This window comes from Lentzea sp. NPDC042327, assembly GCF_040647275.1.
In the GTDB taxonomy this organism is placed as follows: Bacteria; Actinomycetota; Actinomycetes; order Mycobacteriales; family Pseudonocardiaceae; genus Lentzea.
Genome location: NZ_JBEZBX010000015.1, coordinates 62,928 through 84,140, shown reverse-complemented (window position 1 = coordinate 84,140; position 21,213 = coordinate 62,928). Strand labels below are relative to the sequence as shown.

Annotated in this window: 30 protein-coding genes; 12 read left to right on the top strand and 18 right to left on the bottom strand. The window is 69.0% G+C overall.

Going from position 1 to position 21,213, the window contains the following annotated elements; genetic code table 11:
• Nucleotides 1–2: 2 nt before the first annotated feature.
• From AB0A63_RS31660 to AB0A63_RS31605, 12 genes are all read right to left on the bottom strand, one after another.
• Nucleotides 3–299: a hypothetical protein gene (locus tag AB0A63_RS31660; RefSeq protein WP_360397645.1), complete on the bottom strand. Its 297-nt coding sequence runs from the start codon at nt 297–299 to the stop codon at nt 3–5.
• Nucleotides 296–682, bottom strand: a complete 387-nt coding sequence (locus tag AB0A63_RS31655) for a hypothetical protein (RefSeq protein WP_360397643.1) — start codon at nt 680–682, stop codon at nt 296–298. Before AB0A63_RS31655 ends, AB0A63_RS31660 begins: the two co-directional genes overlap by 4 nt.
• A gap of 259 nt (nt 683–941) precedes the next feature.
• Nucleotides 942–2,309 (bottom strand): hypothetical protein, encoded by a 1,368-nt coding sequence (locus AB0A63_RS31650; RefSeq protein WP_360397641.1) that lies wholly within the window; start codon nt 2,307–2,309, stop codon nt 942–944.
• A gap of 156 nt (nt 2,310–2,465) precedes the next feature.
• Complete coding sequence (locus tag AB0A63_RS31645; RefSeq protein ID WP_360397639.1) at nt 2,466–3,251, bottom strand: hypothetical protein; 786 nt, start codon at nt 3,249–3,251, stop codon at nt 2,466–2,468.
• Between the two features lie 324 nt (nt 3,252–3,575).
• Nucleotides 3,576–6,155: a Helicase associated domain protein gene (locus AB0A63_RS31640; protein WP_360397637.1), complete on the bottom strand. Its 2,580-nt coding sequence runs from the start codon at nt 6,153–6,155 to the stop codon at nt 3,576–3,578.
• 62 nt (nt 6,156–6,217) lie between these two features.
• Nucleotides 6,218–6,547 (bottom strand): hypothetical protein, encoded by a 330-nt coding sequence (locus tag AB0A63_RS31635; protein ID WP_360397635.1) that lies wholly within the window; start codon nt 6,545–6,547, stop codon nt 6,218–6,220.
• Nucleotides 6,544–6,840, bottom strand: coding sequence for a hypothetical protein (locus tag AB0A63_RS31630; protein ID WP_360397633.1), 297 nt, complete (start codon nt 6,838–6,840; stop codon nt 6,544–6,546). Before AB0A63_RS31630 ends, AB0A63_RS31635 begins: the two co-directional genes overlap by 4 nt.
• A 101-nt stretch (nt 6,841–6,941) precedes the next feature.
• Nucleotides 6,942–7,151, bottom strand: coding sequence for a hypothetical protein (locus AB0A63_RS31625; protein ID WP_360397631.1), 210 nt, complete (start codon nt 7,149–7,151; stop codon nt 6,942–6,944).
• A 319-nt stretch (nt 7,152–7,470) separates the two neighbouring features.
• The gene (locus AB0A63_RS31620; protein ID WP_360397629.1) at nt 7,471–7,902 is read right to left on the bottom strand and encodes a trypsin-like serine protease; all 432 of its coding nucleotides are present in this window, start codon (nt 7,900–7,902) and stop codon (nt 7,471–7,473) included.
• Nucleotides 7,903–8,212: 310 nt separating this feature from the next.
• Nucleotides 8,213–9,118, bottom strand: coding sequence for a hypothetical protein (locus tag AB0A63_RS31615; RefSeq protein WP_360397627.1), 906 nt, complete (start codon nt 9,116–9,118; stop codon nt 8,213–8,215).
• Nucleotides 9,119–9,497: 379 nt separating this feature from the next.
• Entirely contained in the window at nt 9,498–9,740 is a 243-nt protein-coding gene (locus AB0A63_RS31610) for a hypothetical protein (RefSeq protein WP_360397625.1), read from the bottom strand.
• 1,341 nt (nt 9,741–11,081) lie between these two features.
• Entirely contained in the window at nt 11,082–11,387 is a 306-nt protein-coding gene (locus tag AB0A63_RS31605) for a hypothetical protein (protein ID WP_360397623.1), read from the bottom strand.
• Between the two features lie 114 nt (nt 11,388–11,501).
• Here AB0A63_RS31605 and AB0A63_RS31600 point away from each other — a divergent pair, with 114 nt between their 5' ends.
• Nucleotides 11,502–11,765 carry a DUF397 domain-containing protein gene (locus tag AB0A63_RS31600; RefSeq protein ID WP_360397621.1) on the top strand — a complete coding sequence of 88 codons (264 nt, stop codon included), beginning with the start codon at nt 11,502–11,504 and terminating at the stop codon, nt 11,763–11,765.
• Nucleotides 11,766–11,947: 182 nt separating this feature from the next.
• On the opposite strand, the gene AB0A63_RS31595 is transcribed toward AB0A63_RS31600, so the two are convergent.
• Both AB0A63_RS31595 and AB0A63_RS31590 read right to left on the bottom strand, forming a co-directional pair.
• Complete coding sequence (locus AB0A63_RS31595; protein WP_360397619.1) at nt 11,948–12,139, bottom strand: DUF397 domain-containing protein; 192 nt, start codon at nt 12,137–12,139, stop codon at nt 11,948–11,950.
• Nucleotides 12,140–12,162: 23 nt separating this feature from the next.
• On the bottom strand, nt 12,163–13,089 hold the full coding sequence (locus AB0A63_RS31590; protein WP_360397617.1) for a DUF5753 domain-containing protein: 927 nt from the start codon (nt 13,087–13,089) through the stop codon (nt 12,163–12,165).
• A gap of 513 nt (nt 13,090–13,602) precedes the next feature.
• Here AB0A63_RS31590 and AB0A63_RS31585 point away from each other — a divergent pair.
• From AB0A63_RS31585 to AB0A63_RS31540, 10 genes are all read left to right on the top strand, one after another.
• A complete protein-coding gene (locus AB0A63_RS31585) occupies nt 13,603–13,833 on the top strand; it encodes a zinc finger protein (protein ID WP_360397615.1) in 231 nt (76 codons plus the stop codon).
• A complete protein-coding gene (locus tag AB0A63_RS31580; protein ID WP_360397613.1) occupies nt 13,830–14,336 on the top strand; it encodes a hypothetical protein in 507 nt (168 codons plus the stop codon). Before AB0A63_RS31585 ends, AB0A63_RS31580 begins: the two co-directional genes overlap by 4 nt.
• On the top strand, nt 14,333–14,824 hold the full coding sequence (locus AB0A63_RS31575; protein ID WP_360397611.1) for a hypothetical protein: 492 nt from the start codon (nt 14,333–14,335) through the stop codon (nt 14,822–14,824). Before AB0A63_RS31580 ends, AB0A63_RS31575 begins: the two co-directional genes overlap by 4 nt.
• Before the next feature lie 107 nt (nt 14,825–14,931).
• On the top strand, nt 14,932–15,450 hold the full coding sequence (locus AB0A63_RS31570) for a hypothetical protein (protein WP_360397609.1): 519 nt from the start codon (nt 14,932–14,934) through the stop codon (nt 15,448–15,450).
• Nucleotides 15,447–15,740, top strand: a complete 294-nt coding sequence (locus tag AB0A63_RS31565; RefSeq protein WP_360397607.1) for a hypothetical protein — start codon at nt 15,447–15,449, stop codon at nt 15,738–15,740. Before AB0A63_RS31570 ends, AB0A63_RS31565 begins: the two co-directional genes overlap by 4 nt.
• The gene (locus tag AB0A63_RS31560; protein WP_360397605.1) at nt 15,737–16,015 is read left to right on the top strand and encodes a hypothetical protein; all 279 of its coding nucleotides are present in this window, start codon (nt 15,737–15,739) and stop codon (nt 16,013–16,015) included. The genes AB0A63_RS31565 and AB0A63_RS31560 overlap by 4 nt, the downstream gene beginning before the upstream one ends.
• Nucleotides 16,012–16,434, top strand: coding sequence for an RNase adapter RapZ (locus tag AB0A63_RS31555; protein WP_360397603.1), 423 nt, complete (start codon nt 16,012–16,014; stop codon nt 16,432–16,434). The genes AB0A63_RS31560 and AB0A63_RS31555 overlap by 4 nt, the downstream gene beginning before the upstream one ends.
• Nucleotides 16,435–16,623: 189 nt before the next feature.
• Complete coding sequence (locus AB0A63_RS31550) at nt 16,624–17,154, top strand: hypothetical protein (protein ID WP_360397601.1); 531 nt, start codon at nt 16,624–16,626, stop codon at nt 17,152–17,154.
• A 17-nt stretch (nt 17,155–17,171) separates the two neighbouring features.
• Entirely contained in the window at nt 17,172–17,825 is a 654-nt protein-coding gene (locus AB0A63_RS31545) for a hypothetical protein (protein WP_360397599.1), read from the top strand.
• 95 nt (nt 17,826–17,920) lie between these two features.
• Complete coding sequence (locus AB0A63_RS31540; protein WP_360397597.1) at nt 17,921–19,204, top strand: tetratricopeptide repeat protein; 1,284 nt, start codon at nt 17,921–17,923, stop codon at nt 19,202–19,204.
• Between the two features lie 226 nt (nt 19,205–19,430).
• Here AB0A63_RS31540 and AB0A63_RS31535 read toward each other — a convergent pair whose 3' ends face one another.
• The gene (locus tag AB0A63_RS31535) at nt 19,431–19,700 is read right to left on the bottom strand and encodes a hypothetical protein (protein ID WP_360397595.1); all 270 of its coding nucleotides are present in this window, start codon (nt 19,698–19,700) and stop codon (nt 19,431–19,433) included.
• Between AB0A63_RS31535 and AB0A63_RS31530 the strand changes: the two genes are divergently transcribed.
• Nucleotides 19,693–20,079, top strand: coding sequence for a hypothetical protein (locus tag AB0A63_RS31530; protein ID WP_360397593.1), 387 nt, complete (start codon nt 19,693–19,695; stop codon nt 20,077–20,079). The two genes, AB0A63_RS31535 and AB0A63_RS31530, sit on opposite strands and share 8 nt — an antisense overlap.
• A 114-nt stretch (nt 20,080–20,193) precedes the next feature.
• On the opposite strand, the gene AB0A63_RS31525 is transcribed toward AB0A63_RS31530, so the two are convergent.
• The 3 genes from AB0A63_RS31525 to AB0A63_RS31515 form a co-directional block, all read right to left on the bottom strand.
• On the bottom strand, nt 20,194–20,610 hold the full coding sequence (locus AB0A63_RS31525; protein WP_360397591.1) for a hypothetical protein: 417 nt from the start codon (nt 20,608–20,610) through the stop codon (nt 20,194–20,196).
• Nucleotides 20,611–20,623: 13 nt separating this feature from the next.
• Complete coding sequence (locus AB0A63_RS31520; RefSeq protein WP_360397589.1) at nt 20,624–20,746, bottom strand: hypothetical protein; 123 nt, start codon at nt 20,744–20,746, stop codon at nt 20,624–20,626.
• Between the two features lie 216 nt (nt 20,747–20,962).
• Nucleotides 20,963–21,178 (bottom strand): helix-turn-helix domain-containing protein, encoded by a 216-nt coding sequence (locus tag AB0A63_RS31515; protein WP_360397587.1) that lies wholly within the window; start codon nt 21,176–21,178, stop codon nt 20,963–20,965.
• Nucleotides 21,179–21,213 lie beyond the last annotated feature (35 nt).

Below are 21,213 nucleotides of genomic sequence, written 5' to 3'. Positions count from 1 at the left end.
GGTCAGCGCCGGTGCCTCGCGGCGATGCCCGCCAGGTCGAGACGGAAGAACGCGTCGTCGATCTCCGCGTTCACGTCCTCGACGTCGACCCACCCGTCCGCGAAGACCTCGTCGTCCTCGATGTACAGCCCGCTCGGGTCGAGCAGCTCGTTCAACGCCTCCAGGTACTCGTTCACGATCGCCTCGACGTCGTGGGCGCCGGCGGTCGGGCCGAGGTGCGCGAGCACCGCCTCCTGCAGGGTGGTGGCCTCGCCGAGGTCGTGACGGGCGGCCAGCGCGCCCAGCAACCGGCCGCTCACACCAGCCTCGTGTTCAGGTCGAACAGGGTGCCGATGTCGGTCTTCTGGATGATCCGCAGGATCACCGGGCGCAGCTCGTCACGGGAGAGGGGGACCCGGCCGACCGGCTGCCCGTCGACCAGGTCGACGCCGACGCTGCGCAGCCGGGTGTGGACGACGGTCTCCAGGTCACGCTCGACCGCCGTGTAGTCGACCTCGTGGGCTGCCTCGCGCTTCTCGCGAAGATCGTCGGCGACGTCGCCGGGCAGCAGATCGAGGTGGGTCTCGACGGTGAAGTCCGCGAGACGATCACCGTGGACTACCACCAGGAATTCGAGCGAACGAGCCTGGTCAGGCAGGTAGTCGCTCAGCGGGCTGAGCTCGGCCGTGGTCGTAGAGGTCATGGCGACATGGTGTCGACCGGGGGCATCACCCGATCGAGACACCATGCCGTGCCAGCCGGCCCGCTAAGACTCGGGGTGGTTGTCACCGTGCACGCGCAGCGGCACGACCCGGTAGAGCTCCCGGTGCGGGCGACTGCCGTCCGCCGCGAACGCGTACCAGCACGGGGAGCGCTCCTCCGGCGACAGCCGCCGTGCCCGCCATGCTCGACCCGGTGCTCGACGCCGGCCTTCGCCTTCTCCTCACGTTCTGGTCGAGCTGCTACTTGTCGGGCGGGATCACGACGGCGAGGAACTCGCGTAGCCGCTTCTCGTCCGCGTCGGAGTTGCTCCCGATCTCCACGCCCCGTCGCAGAGATTCCTTGGTGGCCTTGGGGGGAATGCCGAGCTTGGTCTCGGCCTCGCGCACGATGTGGCCGAACAGGGCGGGCACGCGGGACGGCTTGTACTCGACGAACCAGCTCAGCACCCGCTCGGTCGGCACGTTGAAGCTCGTGTAGCCGACTTTGAGCGCGAAGTCCTTGCCGGTGGCGAGGTCGTGCAGCACGGCCCTCTCGATCGCCCACGCCACGTCGTCGAACGGCACGACCTGGTCCAGGTGCAGTGCCGCGGTCCAGGCTCCACGCTCCGCGACGTCGCGTACGGCGGCCTCGTTGCGATGCGGCCGTGACCACCGCCGGCGCATGGCGGGCTGGTCCCACAGCTGGGAGAACAGGTTGTTCGTCAGCCGCTTCCACAGGCCCAGCAGTCCGGGGGACAGGCTGCTCTCGGCGTCGCCGGTGAGCACCGAGGCGACGGCGGAGGGGTCCCGGCGGCGCTGTTCGTTCCAGTCCCGCACCACTGGCAGCGACCAGCGTCGGCGGTTGCCGTCGACGAACTGGGGCGCGGGCAGGTCGCCCTCGTCGCGCGAGAGGTAGGCGCGCAGGGTGGAGGCGGCGATGCCGACCTCGGCCGCGAACTCGTCGACGCCGAGCAGGACCGCGTCGACGAGCTCCGGGGCGTTGAGCGTCACCACGCAGCGGTTCAGCGGCAGGGCGTCGGGGCGCTCGCGCCGGCGTACCGACCAGGCCGCGAGGTCGTGGCGCCACTGCTGCATGGGGATCGGGCCGGTGTCGGGGTCGAAGTGCAGGATCTTGCCGACCTCGCCCAGGTCGGGCTTGCAGCTGTTGTCGAGCAGGTCCTCGGCGGTGATCGTCGTGGCTTGCCGCACCTTCCGGCGCATGTAGCCCTCGCTGGCGTAGCTGATCACCTGCCGGGGCCGGTACCAGGTGGTGCCGTCCCACCAGTGCCCGCCCAGCCGGGTCAGCAACGCCCGCTCGCGGAACCACTCCTGATACGCGGACGCTCCGTCCTCGTTCCGGTAGACGGTGACGGAGCGGCCGTGGTCGGGGTGAAAGCGCACCACCCAGGCGAAACAGTGGTCCTGCGGGTCCGTGGTGTACGCGGCCCACTGGTGTCCGGTCTGGTCGGTGTCGTAGCGGCCCCACATGTTGGTGCCGCTGTGCCGGCCCAGAGCCTCGATCTTCGCCGGGTCTTCGATGGGGATGTGGCTGTCGTCGATGAAGGGCAGGTTCGGAATGGGGTGATCGGTGCGGACGCCATTCGCAACCGGCTGCCAGTCGCTGGACACGAGCTGCTCCTCCCTCTGGCCGCTACAGACAAGTACAGCGGCACTGCTGTAATACAGTACAGCAGTGCCGCTGTAGCAGATAATGCCGAGGTCGGTCGCTCTGTGCGCCGCCCGCTGGGTACGTGCGGTGGTCCGGGCCGTTGCCGTGCTGAGGCCCTAATCGGCCTGCTCAACCGACTTCTTCTTCGCGATCTTCAGTACGGCCGGGTGGGTAAGCCCGGCGAGTTCGCCGATGTAGCGGCTGCTGTCGCCGAACGTCGTGAGCCGGCGGATCAAGTCGTTGCGCCGGTTCTCCAGCTCGCCGTGCTGCTCGGCGACTTCTTCGAGCTCCTCGCGAACCTTGTCGCGCATCTCCTCGCGCCGGGCGGTGAGGTAGTCGTCGGCGTCCACCAGCACGGTGTAGCCGTCGTTGCCCGCTACGGTGGCGTCCTCTTCTTCCCGTTCGACGATGGCTTCGAGTTCCTTGTCGGTCGTGTCCGCCGTGAGGTCCTCCGGCAGGTCGCCCTCAGCCCACCAGTCGGCCGCGTCCATCTCCCCGATCAGCGTCAGGCCATCGAGGTCGCCCTGGAGGCGGCCGATGATCTCCTCTTCGGCGTCGGCCGCGTCGTCGGTGAGCACGCCGACGTTGTTGTTGCCGTCCCACTCGATGGTCGCCCCGTCGAGGACGCGCTGCGCGAGCGGCGCGATGTCGCGCATGAGCTCGTTCGCGGACTTGGCGGTGACGCAGGGGATGCCCCAGCGGCGGACGATCCCGTGGTGCACCGACATCGGGATCGCGTTGCCGATCTCGCCGTCGTAGTCGGCGGACAGCTCGCCGTCGCGGAGGTCGAGCTCAAGGTGACAGGACTGGACGTACAGCTCGCCCTGGTAGTGACGGTAGAGGACGGTGGGGTTGGTCTCGTCGAGGTTCCGGATGGTCACCGTGAGCGCGTCGGTCGTCATGGAAACTAAGTTACCGCTAACGACCGAGCTACACAACCGGCCCGGTAACTTAGTTTCCATGAAGTGTCCCGGGCTGGTGGACCGGCACTCGTCGCGGCCCCCGCCGTCGACCCGCCCGTGGTCCTGACGCGGCCAGGCCCGCGAGGAGTTCTTCGAGGTGCGCCTGGGTGCCGCCCGCCCCCGCGGCGCCTCCTGGTCGAGCAGCGTCCGGCGGTCGCGGTACTGCTCCACGACGGGCGGGGTGCGGGGGTGACCTAACCACCTGACACCTCTCACCAGCACCCATCACGTCCCCCGCCTACGAGGACGACGCACCGGCATGGATCACGGCGTTCTTCTCGCACGGCGTTTCTTGTTGGCCCAGACCATGCCGATCTTGTCGAGCCGGTCGATCTTGTCGGGGCTGAGGCCTCCGGGCTTGACACCGTTGCGGAGCTGCCGCTGGTGCAAGAGCCACGACCCCAGCAGAGCGCCGGTGACCGGATCGCGGTACCGGTGGGGAACATCGAGATGGCCGTGGTCGTGGTAGAAGCGTTCCGCGACCGCGAAGTTGTCCTCCCACGCCGCGTCCCGGATGTTCCAGACCATGCCCAGGGCGTCGAGGGCGGCGGCATGGTCGGGTTCCAGGGTGCCTTTGCCGTGCTCGACGCGGCGGCTGCCCAGCCACGCTCCCAGCGGGAAGCCGGGCACCGGGTGGTCGGCGGGGGTGAGGTAGTCCTTGGGGACGCGCAGGTGGCCGTGTTCGGCCCGGTACAGGCCGGCCGCGGTCAGGCCGCGGTGCCAGCGCTCCAGCTCCGGCTCCCACACGATGCCCAGCTCGTCGAGCGCGGCGATCTGCTCGCAGGACAGCTGCCCTCGCGTGCGCTTGCCCCGCTGCCTGCTCAGCCAGCTTCCGAGACGAAAGCCGTCGCTGGTGACGTAGTCCTGGGGAACCCGAAGGTCCCCGTACTTGGCGTGGTAGCGGTGTGCGTGGGCCAGGGCGTGTTCGAACGGGTCGGTGATGTGGTCGTTCCACTCGATCCCCAGCGCCTCCAGCGCGGCGCTGGCGTGCTCGCCGAGCAGGCCGTAGCGGTGACGGTGAATCCACCCTTGCAGGCGCTGGCCGAGCGGGAAGCCGGGCACCGGGTGATCGGCGGGGGTGATGTAGTCCTTGGGGACGCGCAGATGGTTGTGCTCGTCGCGGAACGCCGTGGCCGCCGCGAGCGGATCGGCCCACTGTTCCTGGCCTGGGTCCCACACCATGTCGAGCCGGTCGAGCAGCGCGCGCCGGTCGGGCCGCAGGTCCCCGCGGCGTTCGGCCACGCGTTGCTGTCCGAGCCACTGGCTCAGCGGGGTCGAGCTGTGCCGATCACGCCAGGACCGAGGCGGCATCAGGTGTCCGTGCGCGGCGTGGAACCGCACCGCCGCCCCGTAGCTCTCCCACCACGGGGAGGTGGTCTGCCGCACCAGAAGCACCGACAGCCGGGTGAGAACGTGGTCGGCGGTTCCCGGTGGCAGCACCACGGTGATCTTGTCCCGTAGCCGGCGCTCGTCCTCGGGCGCGAGCAGCCCGGCACGGTGGCGGTCGAGCGCGATGCCCAGCTCGTCGTCGTGGGCGCGCAGGGCACGCACGACGTTCCACAGCACGCTGTACTCGCGCGGGTCGAGCTCGGTGACCTCGCCCTGGTCGTGGGGAACGATGATGGGCACCACGATGGTGGCCGTGCCCTGCGGGGCCGCCGTGCCGTCGTCGTGACGGCGCAACGCGCGGCCGGCGGCCTGCACGATGTCGACCGGGGAGCTTTTGGGGTGGCCGAACGCGATGGCGTCGACGGCGGGCACGTCCACGCCCTCGCCCAGGCAGCGGGCGTTGGACACCACGGTCCAGCCGTCATCCGGTGGGTGGTGCAGGTGCTTGAGCACGAGGTTGCGCTGCGTCACGGTCTGCTCGCCGTGCACGTGCCCGGCGTACAGCTCCCCACCCGGGCGCTGCTCGGCCGGCAACCGCCGCAGGGTGCCCTCCAGCGTGCGCGCGAACTCCGCGGCCTCGGCGACGCGGTGGTGGAAGCTGATCACCCGGCGGAACCCGAACATGGTCTTGGCCTTGGCCAGCGCGACCTGGGTGGCCAGCGTGCGCAGCTCGGCCGCGCCGTAGCCCTCCAGGTAGCGGGTGGAGCTGTCGGTGAGCAGGGTCCGCATCTCCGCCTCGCTCACCCCGATCACCGCGACCCGGTAGTCCTTGAGGTGCCCGTCGGCGATGGCCTGGTGGAACGGGTAGTAGGCGGTGCGCGGGCCGAACACGGCCTCGTCGTCCATGCCGATCTTGTCCACGGTGGAGGTGATCCGCATGTCGAACCGGGGTGTGGCGGTCGCGAACAGCCGCCGGGCCGCGGGCAGGAATCCGGGGTCGAGCACGCGCCGGGTCGAGGCCTCGACTGCTCCGGTGAGGTGGTGCGCCTCGTCGCAGACCAACAGGTCGGCCCGCATCCGGTGTTCGGTCAGCGCGGCGTGCACGACGTGCGCGGAGGCGTAGGTGCCGAACACGCACCGGCGGCCGGGCGTGGCGCCCAGCCACGCTGCCACCCTCTCGGGGTCGGTGGTGCTGTCGACGTGCAGGTCCTGCACGTGCACGGGCGCGTCGACAACGGTGTCGTCGCTGCAGACCGCGAGCGCCGAGAACGCGAGCGTGGCGTTGGTTCTCCACTCGGCGAGCAGCTGGGCCACCAGTGCGATCGTGGGCACCAGCACCACGATCACAGCGTCGCCGGGGGTGGTGCGCTCACCGACCCACAACGCGACCAGGGTCTTGCCCGCCCCGCACGCCATGTGCGCCTGGGCGTGCCCGCCGTGGCGCAGGTGCGCGGCGGTGTCCGCGACCGCGGTCGCCTGGTACGGGCGTGGGACCTTGCGAACACCGGCGGACACCACGGAACTACTCCTCACGGAAGATCACGACGCAGGACGTCATCAGAACAGCGAATCGCCGGCTACTTCTTCGGGCCGCTGAGGACCTTGTAGACGGCTTGGGCCGACACGCCCCACGCCTGCGCGATGCCGGCGACGGGAACGCCTTGCTCGCGCAGGGTCTGGTAGGTGTGCCGCCGGCACGCCGCGGCGATGCCGCGGATCGCGAGCGCGCGTTCGTCCAGCTCGGCAAGGAAGTCGCGGTCGTCGATGGGCGCCAGGACGATGGGGTCGGTCGCGGCGGCCTTCTCGGCGTACTCAGCGAGCCACCGCGCGTGCCGGGCGAGGGACTCCCACGGCGACGGCGTCGGCAGGGGCTCGCCCAGGGCGCCGAGCGGGTCGTGCGCGGTCACTGGGCGGTGGTGTCGTGCTCGGCGGCCAGGGCGCCCAGGTCGACGTCCTCGATCGCGGCCTGGATCAGCTCGCCGGCGTCCTCGCGGGCCGGGTAGGTCGAGGAGAACTCGTTGCCGCGCAGGCTGATGCCGGTGCCGCCGAGGCGCTCGTTGATCGCGGCGCGGAAGCCGTGGGCCAGGCCGTCGAGGTCGTAGTCGTCGGCGAACTCGTTGACGAAGTCGATCACGGTGTCCTCGACCGAGGCGCGCAGGGTGTAGCCGCCCCAGCCGAGCAGCTGCGTGGTGGTGGTCATCTCGTCCTCCGTGATCTGCTGTGCCGCCTCCCGGCACAACAAGTAAACCCTAGGGTTGAGATTCTATCAACCCTAGGGTTTATGCGAGGGTGACATGCGGGTCAGACGATCTCCGCGTGCTGCGCGTCCAGGTCGTACGGGTGCGTCCACGCCATGCCCTCACGCTGCACCCACCAGTAGCAGGCCGGGCCGGTGAGGTCCGGCCACACCTCCAGGTCCGGGTCGATGGCGGCGATCCGGTCGAGGCGTTCCCGGTCGGTCCCCCAGGACACGGCGACCCCGCCGCAGGCGTTGTCGCGCACGACGTACATCGACCCTCCCGAGGTGGGTGTGCGGGTGGGGTCGCATCGTAGGCGCGGCCCGCGGGGATCGCGACCGTCCCGCGCTTCCCGCCGGCGCATCCAACGAACTGTGCGGGGTAGGAGGGTGGTGGGCTCGCGCAGCAGGACCGCACCTCGACCTCCCGCTGAGACAATGAGGCGCTGGACTTGCTGTCCCGGCGCAGGCCCAGGCCCTATCCGGCAAAGACGAGCTCGTCACATCACCCGTCGAGCGACGAGTGATGCGACGAGCCGTTTCGAGCCGGTCGCCGCGCCCGGTGACCAGCTCACCTACCCGTGTGGCGGAATCTCAGCCGGCCAGCGCCACGCCTGCGCGCGTGAGCGGCGGGGTGGTGGTGAAGGTGATGCTGTGGTGCGGGATCGGGCCACCCTGCGCTGCGGTGAGCGGCACGGTGGTGTCGATCCGGCCCGTGCGCACCGCGGTGATCCACGGCGCGATGGAGGCCGTTCTGGTGGCCGCGTCGGGGCTTGCGCCGCATTCCGCGCTGCCGCCGCGGCTGACCACGCCGACGAGCAGGTCGCGACCGGACTTCCGCAGGTAGATCGGGCCTCCGGAGTCGCCGTTGCAGGCGCCGCCGGTGACGCCGTTGCGGCGGCAGGAGTTGTTGGCGCACAGGTCGCCCTGGGAGATGTCCGCGGCGGCGCAGGCCGGCTTCTCCAGTAGCGTGGTGCACAGCTGGTAGGCGGTCGTGGGCGTCGAGGCCGAGCCGTTGCTGGACACGGGTCGCTCCTCCTCTGGCTGCTTCAGACGAGTACAGCGGCTCTGCTGTAGCAGAGTACAGCACTATTGCTGTCGGCTCGCTGACAGCCCAAGATGTGCGCGTGACGCTGGTCGGCGCCCCCGGCTGCGCGGCCGGGGACAGCTGGTGGACGCGGTCAGCATGTCGGCTTCCGAACCGACCTGGGCTTCAACCTCCGCTGCGGAGGTCGAGGTGGATGGTGTTGACGGTGAGCTGTGCGAACTCGTGGTGCAGCCACGCCGGCCGGGCAGGGCCGGTACTTGCGGCCGTAGCTCAGAACCTCGACGCCGGTCACAGCGTGAGCAGGGCGCGCACGGCGCGGTGGTCCAGCGGCCACGTTGCGGGGAAGGCGCGGTCCGGCGGCGGGAGAACGACGCCGTAGCCGGTGGGATCGAGCAGCTCCAGCGCGGCCGGGTTGGCGAGGATCCAGTCGATGATCAGCGGGTCCCGCGCGTGGTTGGTGGTTGGCCGGAACGCCTGCTCGGCCGGGACTCCGGCGGCGGCCGCGACCTCACACAGCGCGCGCCACCCGGCGCCGTCGCGGCGCCGCAGGTGCTGCTCGGTCGCGATGCCGATCAGCGTGTCCAGCGCCCCGGACGCCCCGGTCCAGCCTGTGGCGGTCAGGACGCCCTTGTGTCGTCGCTTCCCTGGCGCCCCCGCGCTGAAGTCGCGGGCGGGCAGCCACGCACCGGAGGCCTGTTCGTTCAGGTCGCCGGCCAGCAGCCTAGGGACCGGCCCGTCGGCCCACTCGGCGTCCTCGTCGGCGCAGCGCTGCCGGTCCGGCGCGTGCGCGAACGCATAGTGCCTCGTCAGCACCTCCAGCTCGACGTCCGGCCGGCCGCGCCGGACGAACCGCGCGGTGTTGCGCTCGTGCACGGCGTTGGTCTCGTGTGGGTCACCTGTCCATGACCGCAGGCTCAGCACCTGGGGGTCCCAGAGGATCGCCGGACCGTAGGGGCCGCTGGGATGCCAGCCGGTACGCCCGACGTAGGGCCGGCCGAGCCGCTCGTCCAGCGCCGCACACGCCCCCAGCAGACCGGCGCTGCCGTCGTAGTGCCACCGGTTGCCCTCGCAGATCACGATCACCGCGGGAGCCTCGGGCAACGCCTCCATCGCCGCACACAGCGGCTCGAAGTCGTAACCGCTCGCGCCCAGGCCTCCGTCGCGGTAGTTCAGCAGCGCCATCAGCACGTCCATCCGCATCTCCTTCTGCACTAACGCCTCTGTGTCCCTGCGACCCGCGGCACCACCATGCCCGGCCAGGCGGAACGTCAACTGGAACACCAACTGGAACGGTGAGGCGGGTACGAGTTCAGCGCGGCGATGGCCGTCAGGTCGACGCGGAAGAACACGTCGTCGAGCTCCGCGTCGACGTCCTCGATGTACAGCCCCGACCGGGTCGAGAACCCGGTTCAGCTCCTCCAGGTACTCGTCCACGATCGCCTCGACACCGTGCGCACCGGCGGTCGGGCCACCGCCTTGGGACCTGCCGGGCCGATACGCGACCACTGGCGTGGATGAAACCTTCGGGCGATGCTGGCGGTCGAGTACAGCGTGCACGCGGACTGCGGGCGGCTCACCGATCCGGCAGAGCGCGTTCGATCTCGCCCACGTAGCTCGCGCTCGGGATGCTCATGATCTCGATCATGACCGAACTCGGCGTGCCGATCGCGGGCCGAACAGGTGGTGACGGGATCGAGCGGGAGCTCGCGAGGCGCCAGTCCCCGGACAGCAGGCGGCCCTCAGGCTGCGCGCCGAGGAGGCTGTCGTGACTTGACGCCGCCGGCGCGATCAGTGACGAGATCAACGTTCGGATCAACCGCCGATCGTTGATCCGAACACTGATCGGCGGTTGATCGCACTGCAGCCAAACGCGACTCATCAGCCCTGTTCATGCTGGTCAGAGGCGCTTAGACTGCGGTGGCGGGAACGGCGAGGCTGCCTCGACCACGTTCGGGAAGTGGTGCGCAGCGTCGTCCTGGATATGGCGCTCCGAGTTGAATCGGCTAGCCTTCGGGTCGTTCCGCAACGGGTGCATCATGTACATAGTGCGTCCGGAACGTAGAACGGCCGGGAGACCGCCGCGTGGTCCAGGTGTTGCAGCACCTGGTGCGGCGACCGTCCCGGCCGCGACGGGTCACCTACCGCTTACGCAGCTTGCCGGCGGCGAAGTGGAGACCGAGGCCGAGAAGCCCGGTGGTCATGTAGATCACCGGGCTTCCGCCGGTCAGGACCGGTCCCATGAGGGACGCGGTCTCCAGACCCACAGCCAGGTGCTCACATGCCTGAGCAGCTCGTTCTCGGGACCACCACGATTCAGGTGCACCCTCAGTGTTGTCTTCGCGGTCCAACGGCCGATCGTCCTGCCATTCCCCGGTGGGGTGGGCCCCGGCGGGACCCCGTCGCCCCCAACCGGTACCGGGCTGGGGGTGACGCCGTGGTGGAGCAGAAGACCGATTGCGTGTACGCGGAGCGAACGCTGTGCGGGGAGCCTATACCGGGGTACCTCCGCCACCAAACCACCCCTACGGATAGTGGGGTTTGAGGGGCCCAACGGAGGAATGGAACCTGGGCACCGGCCGACAGGCTGGTACGAGCAGCGGCGACCAGTAGCGAGCAGTAGAGACTAGTAGCATCTCGCGAGTGCCGTGGAACACAGCGGAATTAGTTTGCGCAGGTCAACCATAGTAGGGCCTAACCTGGCAAGATTAGGCGGAACTCTTGTCGTAACGTAGTCGCGCCAAGTCAATGTCGGTCCACATACTGTTGGACAGACATCAAGACAGGGTCAGTTGTCTCGGCTTACTTAACCGAAGTTAATTCCAGCCGAGATGTCTACACCAATTGCATTTACGAGCCGCAGCGCAGAATGTATTTCGGGATTGACTTTAGAGGCGAGCAGTCCGGTTGCCGCATGACACGGAGGACCTGCGGGTTTGGCTCCAGCCGTGCTGCTGTGGCGCCCGGCACGTGGGCGACAGGTCGCCGGTTGACCGGACCTCAGGTCTGCTCTTGTAGCAACTACGACAGGACCCGCTCCAGCGAACGGCGTTCGCCGGGCTGCGGGGAGGTTGTTGTGCACAACGCAACCTTGATCGTGTTTCCATCTCGGCCCGAAAGAGCGCTTTACAGCATCAGCTTTGAGTCGATGTGAGTGCGGTCACTCACGTCCTGTCTGTGGGTAGTTAGTGGTCAGAACCATGCCTCCCGGACGGGTGAGAAGCACCGACAGGATGCGGTGTCCGGCGGGCCAGCGCGCGACGGCGGTCGCGGCGCGGAGCGCTCCGAGCACGGCGGCGGGCGTGACGGTGCCGAGCAGCAGCGGGACCGTGGACGGCGTGCTGAGGGAGCGCGTGCTCGGCACGGGGCTCCACAGCTGCCGGACCGGGGCGGGGTCCATCGAGAAGGTCAGGAAGTGCTGTTCGGCGTCGAGTTCGGCGTGGACACTCTCGCGGGGACGCAGCACGGCCCGCAGTAGCTCGGGGGAGGGGGCCGTCGGTGTTGGCGGCCGCCAGGCCCGCCCGCACGAGGGTGCGGCCCAGGCCCGCGTAGCCTGGCGAGCTGCCGTAGGTTCGCGCTCATGACCGATGGTGCGGCCACTAACGACGACAAGGCTCACGTCCGCGGAATGCTCGACCTCTCCGGCGCTCAGTGGCAGTCCGGTGGCGGCGATCCGAGCGAGGAGCATGTCGAAGTGGCGTTTGTCAGGCACACCGACGGCGAGATGTACGCGGCGATGCGCATGTCGACGAAGCCCAACGACCCAGCGCTGGTGTTCACCATGGACGAGTGGCACGCGTTCGTCGCGGGCGCGAAGGACGGGGAGTTCGATGAGCCGTGGTGACCAGGACCGCTGGCCGGCCGTCAGCTCCGCCGCGTTGAATCGTCAAGAGCGGACGCTGCGTACGCGCTGATGGAGGCGCTTTCGCGCGGTACGGTCCCACATCGGGTGGGCTCGATTCCCTCCGAACAGGCGGTGCCCCGGCCAGTTCGCATGGCCGGGGCACCGTTTCGTTCGAGCCGAGCTCACGCGGGCTCGCTGATCCTGCCGTCCTTCACCTTCTCGACGAAGTCGAGGAACGCGTGGAGGCCGGGCCGGATGATCGGGCCGTCTGGGTCCTTGGTGTCGCCGATGCCGGCTCCGTCCTTGGTGAACCCGATGCGGACGCACGAGCCGTTCGGCTCGGTGTAGCTGCTCGTGCGCCAGTTATTGATCATGTGGATCGTGCTCCCAACTTGTGTCACGCGGCGACAGTTTCCAGGAACTGCCTCGACGCCTCCTCTGGTAGCGCCTGCTCATCGAGGCGCTTGAACATGATCGCAGCTTCGACGACAGAGTTTTTGGCGTCGAAGTAGTGGGCGCTGAGCGCCGACTCGGAGTAGGCCAACCGCCACTTGTCGGCGAAGGTGACCAGCGAGAGCTGCCTGTTGCCGCAAGCTCGGAGATGGAAGTCATCGAGCAGCACGCGGCCAACAACGTTGTCGTAGTTCCGGACGACGTGCCGGATGTGTTCGCGCTGCTCGGTCATGATCTCTGCGTTGATCACCGGGTCCGGGTGCACGATGCCGCGAAGAGCACGCTCTTCGATGAAGGCGGTGAAGCGCATCGGCGTCGGCCGGCGCGTGAGAGGCACCTGGCGCCCGGTGCGCTTGTTGACCTCGGCCACCACGTCGAGCTCCGGGTTTCCGAGCTTGTTGAACTCCGCGAGCGCTCGCGAGTACTGCGGAGTCTGCAACAGCGTGTGGATGAGCCTCGGCTCGTAGTTGGTGATGCTTTCCGCGAAGAACTCCAGGGCCAGGTACATGTCCAGATCGCTGATGACTCCGACCGAGTGCATCGTCCCGGCCGCGCCGGTGCGGGCGATCTCCAGCACCTGCCTGAGGATCGGGAAGCGGTCGTGGGCGCCGAAGAAGATGAGCAGCTCTTCGAGCTGGTTCTCCTTTGGCGCCTGGTAGTTCTTGTGCGTCGGCTGGTAGAGGAACTGTGCGTAGTGGGGTTGCTTGATCCCCAGGTGATCCGCAGCCTCCTGCTGTGTAACGCCCGCGACCTCGCGGCAGTGGATTAGCTGGTAGCGGATGATCTGGCGCGCGGTCTCACGACTGAAGCGCACTTCCACGCTGCTGTCCTCCTGTTGGGACCCGCTGACACTGACAGTAGCGACGATCATCCTCGCATCTCACCCGAAAAGACCACATCAGCCTGCTGTCTATGTTATAGAGAGCAGGTCTATTTTATAGATAGCAGGTCCGCTGGGTCCCTCCCCCTTGGGATAGGCGGAGCTGCCAAGACCGGGATGCGGCACCGCCCGCCTCCTCCCCCTTGGCGGGCGGCGCTGCCGCGTCCCGGTCACCCCTCCCGAGGGCAGCGGTTCGGCTGGAGGTTCACCCCCTGGCCCTCCAGCCGGATCGCTGCGCTCACCAGATCGCAGCGGCCCCGACTTGATCCCCGACACCGGCCGGGGCCGCTGTCACCACCGCTAGCCGGAGCCGCACATGGACTCGCCGCAGAAGTCGTCCGCCATCCAACTTGCCCCTGATCCGAGCTGGATGGCGCAGACACAGCAGACGCTCACGGCGATCCTCCCGAACCGGCACCCGTCAAACGACGCGTTGCCGGTAGCAGGCCGCGCCGCGCGTCCCGAACTTGATCGCGTCGCCTGGCTGCCCGTCGGAGGTACGCGGTGAACACCATCGAGAGCGGCACGCGCGCTCCTCGGCTCTATCGCTGGTATGCGCACGCGGGCGAGCGTCACGCGATTGAGCGTGACCTGGCGGCTGGCGAAGCCAGCGAGACGTTGTGCGGAGAGTCGGTTGCATCGGTGTCGGAGGTTCTCGCTGTCGGCTTCTGCCCGACGTGCGGGAAATGCAGCACGGCGTGGGGCGAGCAGATCGCGCTGGGGAAGTCCTCATGACCGCCGTGGCCTACAACACCGGGCACCATCCGAGCGATCCGGCCCAGGGACGAGGCGTGTTCGAACCGCTCGTGCCGACGGAGAGTCCCAACGAGCAGACCACGCGGCTCCTTCCAGTCCCGTCTGGTCGAGACCAGAAGACGGTCGTGCGCCGCGGCTTGGGATGGATCTTGCCCATGTGGCACCGGTTCAGCTCGACGGCCAAGGTGTGGCAACTGCATGACCCTGAGGGCTTGCACGGCAACGCCGGCAGCTGGTTCGCATTCGCCGTCTGCGACATGGCGGCGTGCCCCGACGAGTCAGCGGCGTCCGCTTCGACTCCGGACTGCCCGGTGTGCTTCGCCGACGACTCTGGCCACCTGTTCGTCTGGGACAGGTCGGGCAGCCAGGTCGTCGCGAGGTGCATCCGGCGCGGCTGCGACAAGACCGACGCCGAGGTCCGAGATCGGAACACCGGCCGCCGTCGCCGGTGCACGTCGTCAGCTCCAGAGGTATTGAGGTGATGGCCAACAGGCGCCGGACCGGATCCCAACCAGCGCCGGCGATGACGTGTGCGCTGTGCGGCCGGCTCGGCTGGGACGAGTGGAGCAAGGCCGACCAGGCCCGTCGTCAACGGGCGACCGAACTAGGCCGCATGATCTCGGAGCTTGCCGCCCGCCGGTGCAACAGCAAGGGCTTGTTCCACGTGCAGGACCCCGAGCTCGTAGCGGCGGAGCTGCGGCTCCCGCCGCGCCCGTGGGTACCGGTCCCTGCCCCCGACGCCCCAGCGATGAACGCCTACTTCGAGGCGATGCAGGCGGTGGTGCTCAAAGCCATTCAACAACAAGGCCCTGGCCTTCGGTGGCCTCGGAATCCCGTCGTTGCCTCGCGCTACGGCATCCGAAGGTCCCTGGCGACGAACCTGCGCCTCTGGCTGCAGGTGAAAGGCGTTCTACGCCTGGACGGCGACAACTACGTCACCACCATCCCATCCGTGCCTGCGCAGACCTGACGAGAGAACAACGCCGCGATGCAGCACGTTCTGGACGAACCCATCGCCTTCAACAGGAAGGCGTATACGGCATTGCCCGCGCTCGGCGTCGAACTCAGGGTGTGCGCATGAGCGCCCGTTTGCCCGACTGCCCGGTGTGCCTGCGCCGCGGCTGGAATGACGGACGAGGAGCGAGGGCGACCCTCAACGGCGGCCGCGTGCCGGAGTTCGGTCGGCAACTGGGTGGCCTGGTCAACGACGGGGATGGGCAGCTGCATCTCTACCGATGCGGTCCTGGGCTGGGGCTGTGGCACATCACGAATCTCGACGGCGAGCAGTTCCAGCGACTGGTCGCGCCGGAGAGGCTCGAACTGCCTGACCCGCCGGCACCGGTCCCACCGCGCACACTGGACGGGCCGTGGCTGGCCTACCTGGCCCAGGTCGAGGGCGCACTGGTGTTCGCGATCGACGCACAGGGCCGCGGCCGCGCGCTTCCGCCGGCACGTGAGCTCGCGGAGCACTACCAGGCCGAGCGGCGGTGGGCTCTGGTGCTGACGGCGACCTGGGCGAATGCTGGCCTGCTGCACAAGATCGGCCACCTCTATGTGACCGGCACGCCCCGTGCTTCGGAGGTGCCGGCCTCATGAGTCAGTTGATCCTGCCCTCCAGCGGCCCGCTCGCAACGGTCTCTGCCTGGGAGTACCAGCGGCAGGTATTGCAGTCGATCGCGGCCGCGATCCTCGATCAGCCCGAAGGCCTGGACTTCCCGTCGCTGGAGCGGCTGTGCGGTCGGTTCGGAATCAACCGGGACACCGCACTGCGGATGCGGACCGCCCTCGCCGACACCGGGCATCTCCACCAGCTCGATCACCTCTACGTGACCGCACATCCCCAACCCGGCAACGACACCGAGCACACAGGTGGTGAGCAATCGTGACCAGGCCGAAGACGCTCGTGCTGCCTCCGGCGCCGCCGACCGGGTTGCCGCCGCGGCTGTCTGGCTGGCTCCGGGCGCAGCAGCTACAGCGCTACGCGCTCGACGTCTACGACGCGCTCGCGCGCGCCTGCCAGCACCAGGTCGGCGCGGTCCTGCCGGAACCGTCCGCGATCGCCGCGCACTTCAAGGCGTTCACAATGGAGCAGGCCACGCTCATGTCCGCGGCGTTGCACGAGCGCTACGGCGTGAGTCTCCCCGCCGGGACCACTTCGTGACGGCCTGGGTGGCGTTGACCAGCTTCGGTCGGCGGCATCGGCTCCAGCCCAGGGCGAACGTGACTTTCGACGTGCAGGCCTTGGCCGATCCGGCCGACGTCGACGAGCTGCGCTCGCTGTCCGGTCTGGACGACCGCGTCGTGCGGTACGTGCTCGATCAGAGCCTCGCGCAAGCAATGCTCGATGTGCTGGTCGCAGCGATCGTGCTGCAGCTGCACAACACCGCGCGGCGACCCGAGGACGAGGTCCGCGTGGCGGTCTTCTGCGAAGACGGGCAGCGGCTCAGCGTCGTCATGGTTGACGCGCTGGCAGCCCTGATGTGCGCGGCACGCCCGGACATCGTGGTGTCGACCGACCACCTCGACCTTCACCGACGCACTGATCAGTGCCGCTCGGGTGAGGGCGGCGAGGCGCCGTGACCTCTTCTGCATCCGCCGTTGCGCGTCACGGCGCATCGAGCCTCAGCTCGGTGGTCCGGGCGGCGACGTGGCAGTTCAGGCGGGAGGTGCTTCCCGTGCGCGGCGACGTCGAGTGGTGACCGTGGGTCCGGCCAGCGGACCAGATCGCGATATGCACCCTTCGCTCAACCCTGAACTGGAGAACGTCTCGTGGCCGATAGCGCGCAGTGCGACCTGGAGGAGGGCGTGGCCGTGTTGAGGCTGCTGCTGGATGGGGGCGCGCCAGCCAGCCCGAAACAGATCGCCGCCAGGCTCGACCTTGAGCTGGTGAAGATCTCCGGGGCTCTGAGCACGCTCCGTGCCGCCGGGTTCGTCGAGCTGCTCCCCCACATCAAGAAGTACAGGATCGCCATGGACGTGCTGGATCGGCTTGATCTGGTGTCACGCCCTGAGCTGCGCCTGCCCGCACCGCCTCGGAAGCTCACGCCCGCGGAGGTGATGGTGATGGACGCCGTCGCCAAGGCTCGCTACTGCGCCGAGGTCGAGGATGCCCTGCTCGCTGCCTGTGAGGAGCAAGGTCGCGTCATGCTCCCGACGGTGCGGGTCTTGGCGCTGCACTTCTGCCTGTCTATCGAGTGGGCGTCGACCGTGCAGACGCTGCTGCTGGAAAAGACGGACGTGGCGCTGCTCGATCACGCGCCGTGCGGCAGAAAGCCAGTCCGCCGAGCACCAAGCCGCTGACCCACCGACGAGCGCCCGTGCGCACGGTGGTCGGCCCCGCCCGGCCGAGCGGCTACTTCTGGCCTGCCCTCCCCTGTTCGCCTGGCTTTGAACTGGAGAAACACGACATGTCTGTGTTCGCGGATCCGCGTGATCCACGCTTGGTCAGCGCCTTGCAGCAGGCTCGCGTGTGGTGCGAGGGTCACGTGATCGACGGGCTACCGGCGTTCGAGTACGCCGTTCGCGTCGCCCGATGCCTTGACGAACACCTCGTCGACCTGTCGGTCGGGGTCGCCATCGCCGCGCTGCTGCACGCCTCCTCCATCTTCGCGGACGCCATCGCCCTCGACACGCACCTGGCCATGAACTACGGCCACCCTGTTCCGCGGATCGTGCGCGCGCTGCGCGCCGAGCGCGCGACGCTCACCGCCGGCGACCCCGAGATCGACACCAGCGACATGCTCGTGCTGTATGTCTCCACGGCCGACAAGATCGTCGCGTTCCACGCGCTGCTCGACCGCGCACGCGCGAGCGGCGACGAAGCCCGGTTCTTCGTCGGCCACCCGGCACTGGCATTGCGCGCGCCGTACTTCCAGCGGTTCGCCGGCGCCGTCACCGGCCTGGTGCCGGACTCGATGAGCACCGCGCTGCGGGAGGTCCTGGCCGCCATCACCGCCGGCCGGACCTCCTAGTGGCGAACTTCCTGCATCCGGATGCTGCTCGCCCCGGAAGCCGAGCCTCAGCTGCTCCTCCAGTCAGGGCACCTTCACCGAGCTAGGAGACGACCATGCCCGACACCGTGTCCCCCCTCGCCCGCACCGTCACCCACACGTTGGCGAGTCTCCCGATCGCGCCTCCCGCGTTCAGCGCGAAGCTGGTCCAGGCCGTGCTCGACACCGACGACGAGACCACGACGCACGTGCTCGACGAGCTGACCAGGCACGGCATCGTCGACGCCGGCTCGGACGGCACGTACACACTCGCCGACGCCGTCACGGCCCCCACGCCCAGGGACCGCCCAGATCCCGACGCGATCGAAGCCGCGGCCACCTGGTTCATCAACGAGCGGCTCCTGCCCGCGGAGCAGGCTCGCGATCGACACGCGAGGAGGATCTCCCCCGATTACGACGCGATCACGCCGATGTTCTGCACTCCGGCGGACGCGCTGAGCTGGTACGAGGCTCACCACAAGTGGTACACCGACCTGCTGATCGACCTGAGCCGTCTGCACTGCCACGAACTCGTGGTCAAGCTGGCCGAAGCGGTTTTCGGCCTCGCGGGCCACCTCGGTCACCACCGGAACCAGGTGTACGCGGTCGAGGAAGCGCTGCGCGCGCTGGACTCGTTGCAGGACTACTGGTTCGGGCTGGTCGACGAGCGGGACGAGGAGGACACCGCGGTGCGCGCGCACCACGTGCGGGTGGCCAGGTTCCAGCTGATGATGGCGTCGGTGCAGACGAACCTGCGCGACTTCGGCGCGGCGCTGAGGGCGCTCGGTGAAGCGGAGCGTCGCGGCCGTGACGCGGACAGCAGTAGGGTGCTGGCAGCCGTGTGCCGCAGTCGAGGCCGGGTACATCACGCCACAGGAGACCTGTCCGAAGCGGAACGGCAACTGCGTGCAGCGCAGGTCATCGACTCCTATCGCGGCGACCTCAGGCTGATGGCGCTGAGCCTGCGCCGCCGCGGCGAGGTCCTGGCCGACATGGGCGACTACGACCAAGCTGGCCTCCTGCTGCACGAGGCGGCCATCTACGCCGTCGAGGGCGGGAACCGGATCGCGCAAGCGCGAGTGCTCACCTCGACCGGCGCGCTGCACGTCGTATCCGGTCAGCGGCAGAAGGCCATCGAGGTACTCGGCCGCGCGCTGGAGATCATGGAGCAGCAGGAGGCCGGTTGCCCCAGGTACCTCGCCGACATCTACCGGCACCTCGCGTACGCGAGCCGCGCCGACGACCGCGCTGTCGCCGACCAGGATCTGCGCCGGGCGGTCGAGTACTACCGCCTCGCACATGACGAACACACCGCCAGCGCCCTGGAAGACGAGTGGCGCCAGCGGGACGTGGCCGCGTAGCCACGCACGCGCCGACGGTCTCGCCCGGCCACCTCCTAAGTGATGGGCGAGACCGTCGTCGCTGCCGGTGGCGGGGCGAGAGAGCACCGGCCCGGCTCGATTTCGCGGGGCGAGGGGGTGGCCGCGTCGGTGAAGGGCCACCAGCCGCTGTCGACGGCGTCGTCCTGGTCGACGTGGTTGAGCTCGGTGTCGACACCGTTGTCCGCTCGTGCTCCTGGCGGTGCTTTCACGGGTAGATGACGTGTAGGTTCTGGCCGCCGGGGTGGGTGAGCAGAACCGACAGCGTGCGCTGGCCGGCGGGCCAACGGGCCACGGCGGTGCTCGCGCGCAGGGCGTCCAGCACAGCGGCCGCGGGCACGGAACCGAGCAGCAGCGTGATCGTCGACGGCGTCGCGAGCGACCTGGTGGCGGGCACCGGCGCCCACAACTGCCGCACCGGCGCGGTCAGCCTGGTCCGGACGCACCGGAACATCGTGTCGTCGACCGCGATGTGCACCTCAGAGCAGCTCGGCCGGGTCCATCTCCCCTGCGGCACCGAACGGCCCGCGTGGTTGCCCGAGCTGGTGGGCGCGATCGTCGGCGCCGGGTTCAGCCTCGATCCGCACGGCTCAGGCAGTGGGCGCCGCTACCAACGCGGCGGCCCGCACATGACCGTCCACCCCGATGGGTCTGCCGTGCTGACCTGGACGGTGGCCCGCGCGACCACCATCCAGGTCGGCACCGCGCTGGCCGACTACCACGTAGGCAAGATGAACGACCTGCTGCGCGCCGTCCTGGCCGGGCAACGCTGGCCGGCCGCGCAGCTGAATTCCGGCGGCCAGGTCTTCGTCACCGGCCCCCGCGTTCCCGTCCCGGACTACACCGCAGAGGACTAAGCCCTGATGATCGGCCGGGTCCGCGGCGGCGACCGCTGAACTCGACCAACGCCTGCGCGCACGCCCGAGGCGAGCATGTCGACTGGTCGCTGCCGCGCCTCGGCGCGGTGATCGTCAGGGCTTCGTGGCGCGCGGAAGGGCATCGGAGTTGTTGCGGCTCCGCCCCGTCGCCAGCGGGTCGTCGCGCTGGTTCTTCGGCACGAACCCTGCCCGGTCGGGATGCAGGCGCTCGATCGGCACCGGTTCCGGGGTGCGCCTGCGTGCGGGGGTCCGGTGTTGCCGGGGCTGCTGGGCCGTGTCCGGCTTGAGCTTGCCCGAGCGGGCGCGGTGCATCGTCGGGATCGGCTTGCCCAGCTTCAGCACGGCCGCCCCGGGCTTGGACAGCACCTGCCAGCACGGCTGACCGGCGACCGAGCAGCACACCGGGCACAACTTGTTGTTGCGCTGCAACGGGCCGGTGCGCGGGATCCGCACGATCGACCCACCCATCGAGGTACCGATGCGGCCCTTCTGGCCTCGTGATGTCGCCATCGCCCCTGTCCCGTCAGGATCCGGAGTTGTGCTGCCGGAGCTGGGTGACCGCGGATGGCAGGCCGTCGCCGAACTGGCTGCAGGTGGTCTCGTAGTTGGCGCCGAAGCCGACGCGGAAGTGGTCCCAGGGACGCATGCGAGAAGCGTAGGCAACCGGTCCCCTGCCGCACGCCTACGCCTCGTCCCCGATCACCCGTTAGTGGGCTGCTTTCCTCGCTCGTACAGGTCTTCGTCCTAGACCGGGAGCTCGTCGAGCTCGTCGGCCGCCGGCGTGAGGTTGTACCGCAGCGATGCGAGGAACTCGGCCACGCTCATGTGCGCATCCTCGGCCTGGTCGCCGACGAGGTCCTGTTCAGGGAGTCGTCGTGGCCCACCGGTTGTGCCCGCCGCGGTCGCGAAACACCACACCGGACTCGCCGAGGATGCGGTGCACGAAGCCGTAGGACCGGCCGGTCGACTCGGCCAGGGCGCGGATGCTGGCTCCCTTCTCGTACTGCGTCTTCAGCTCGGCGGCGATCTTGTCGCGGTTGGCGCCGGTGATGCGGGCGCCCCTCTTGAGGTCAGCCATCGAAACCTGCCTTTCGGTTGGGATACGCGGAGGTG

Bases quoted from the DNA above. Each gene is read 5' to 3' on its own strand.
- AB0A63_RS31600 (WP_360397621.1), top strand. From the start codon at position 11,502: ATGACCGATGGTGCGGCCACTAACGACGACAAGGCTCACGTCCGCGGA.
- AB0A63_RS31645 (WP_360397639.1), bottom strand. From the start codon at position 3,251: ATGACGACCGACGCGCTCACGGTGACCATCCGGAACCTCGACGAGACC.
- AB0A63_RS31595 (WP_360397619.1), bottom strand. From the start codon at position 12,139: ATGATCAATAACTGGCGCACGAGCAGCTACACCGAGCCGAACGGCTCG.
- AB0A63_RS31625 (WP_360397631.1), bottom strand. From the start codon at position 7,151: ATGTACGTCGTGCGCGACAACGCCTGCGGCGGGGTCGCCGTGTCCTGG.
- AB0A63_RS31515 (WP_360397587.1), bottom strand. From the start codon at position 21,178: ATGGCTGACCTCAAGAGGGGCGCCCGCATCACCGGCGCCAACCGCGAC.
- AB0A63_RS31580 (WP_360397613.1), top strand. From the start codon at position 13,830: ATGACCGCCGTGGCCTACAACACCGGGCACCATCCGAGCGATCCGGCC.
- AB0A63_RS31540 (WP_360397597.1), top strand. From the start codon at position 17,921: ATGCCCGACACCGTGTCCCCCCTCGCCCGCACCGTCACCCACACGTTG.
- AB0A63_RS31565 (WP_360397607.1), top strand. From the start codon at position 15,447: ATGAGTCAGTTGATCCTGCCCTCCAGCGGCCCGCTCGCAACGGTCTCT.
- AB0A63_RS31590 (WP_360397617.1), bottom strand. From the start codon at position 13,089: ATGATCGTCGCTACTGTCAGTGTCAGCGGGTCCCAACAGGAGGACAGC.
- AB0A63_RS31570 (WP_360397609.1), top strand. From the start codon at position 14,932: ATGAGCGCCCGTTTGCCCGACTGCCCGGTGTGCCTGCGCCGCGGCTGG.
- AB0A63_RS31530 (WP_360397593.1), top strand. From the start codon at position 19,693: ATGTGCACCTCAGAGCAGCTCGGCCGGGTCCATCTCCCCTGCGGCACC.
- AB0A63_RS31525 (WP_360397591.1), bottom strand. From the start codon at position 20,610: ATGGCGACATCACGAGGCCAGAAGGGCCGCATCGGTACCTCGATGGGT.
- AB0A63_RS31655 (WP_360397643.1), bottom strand. From the start codon at position 682: ATGACCTCTACGACCACGGCCGAGCTCAGCCCGCTGAGCGACTACCTG.
- AB0A63_RS31520 (WP_360397589.1), bottom strand. From the start codon at position 20,746: ATGCGTCCCTGGGACCACTTCCGCGTCGGCTTCGGCGCCAACTACGAG.
- AB0A63_RS31615 (WP_360397627.1), bottom strand. From the start codon at position 9,118: ATGGACGTGCTGATGGCGCTGCTGAACTACCGCGACGGAGGCCTGGGC.
- AB0A63_RS31630 (WP_360397633.1), bottom strand. From the start codon at position 6,840: ATGACCACCACCACGCAGCTGCTCGGCTGGGGCGGCTACACCCTGCGC.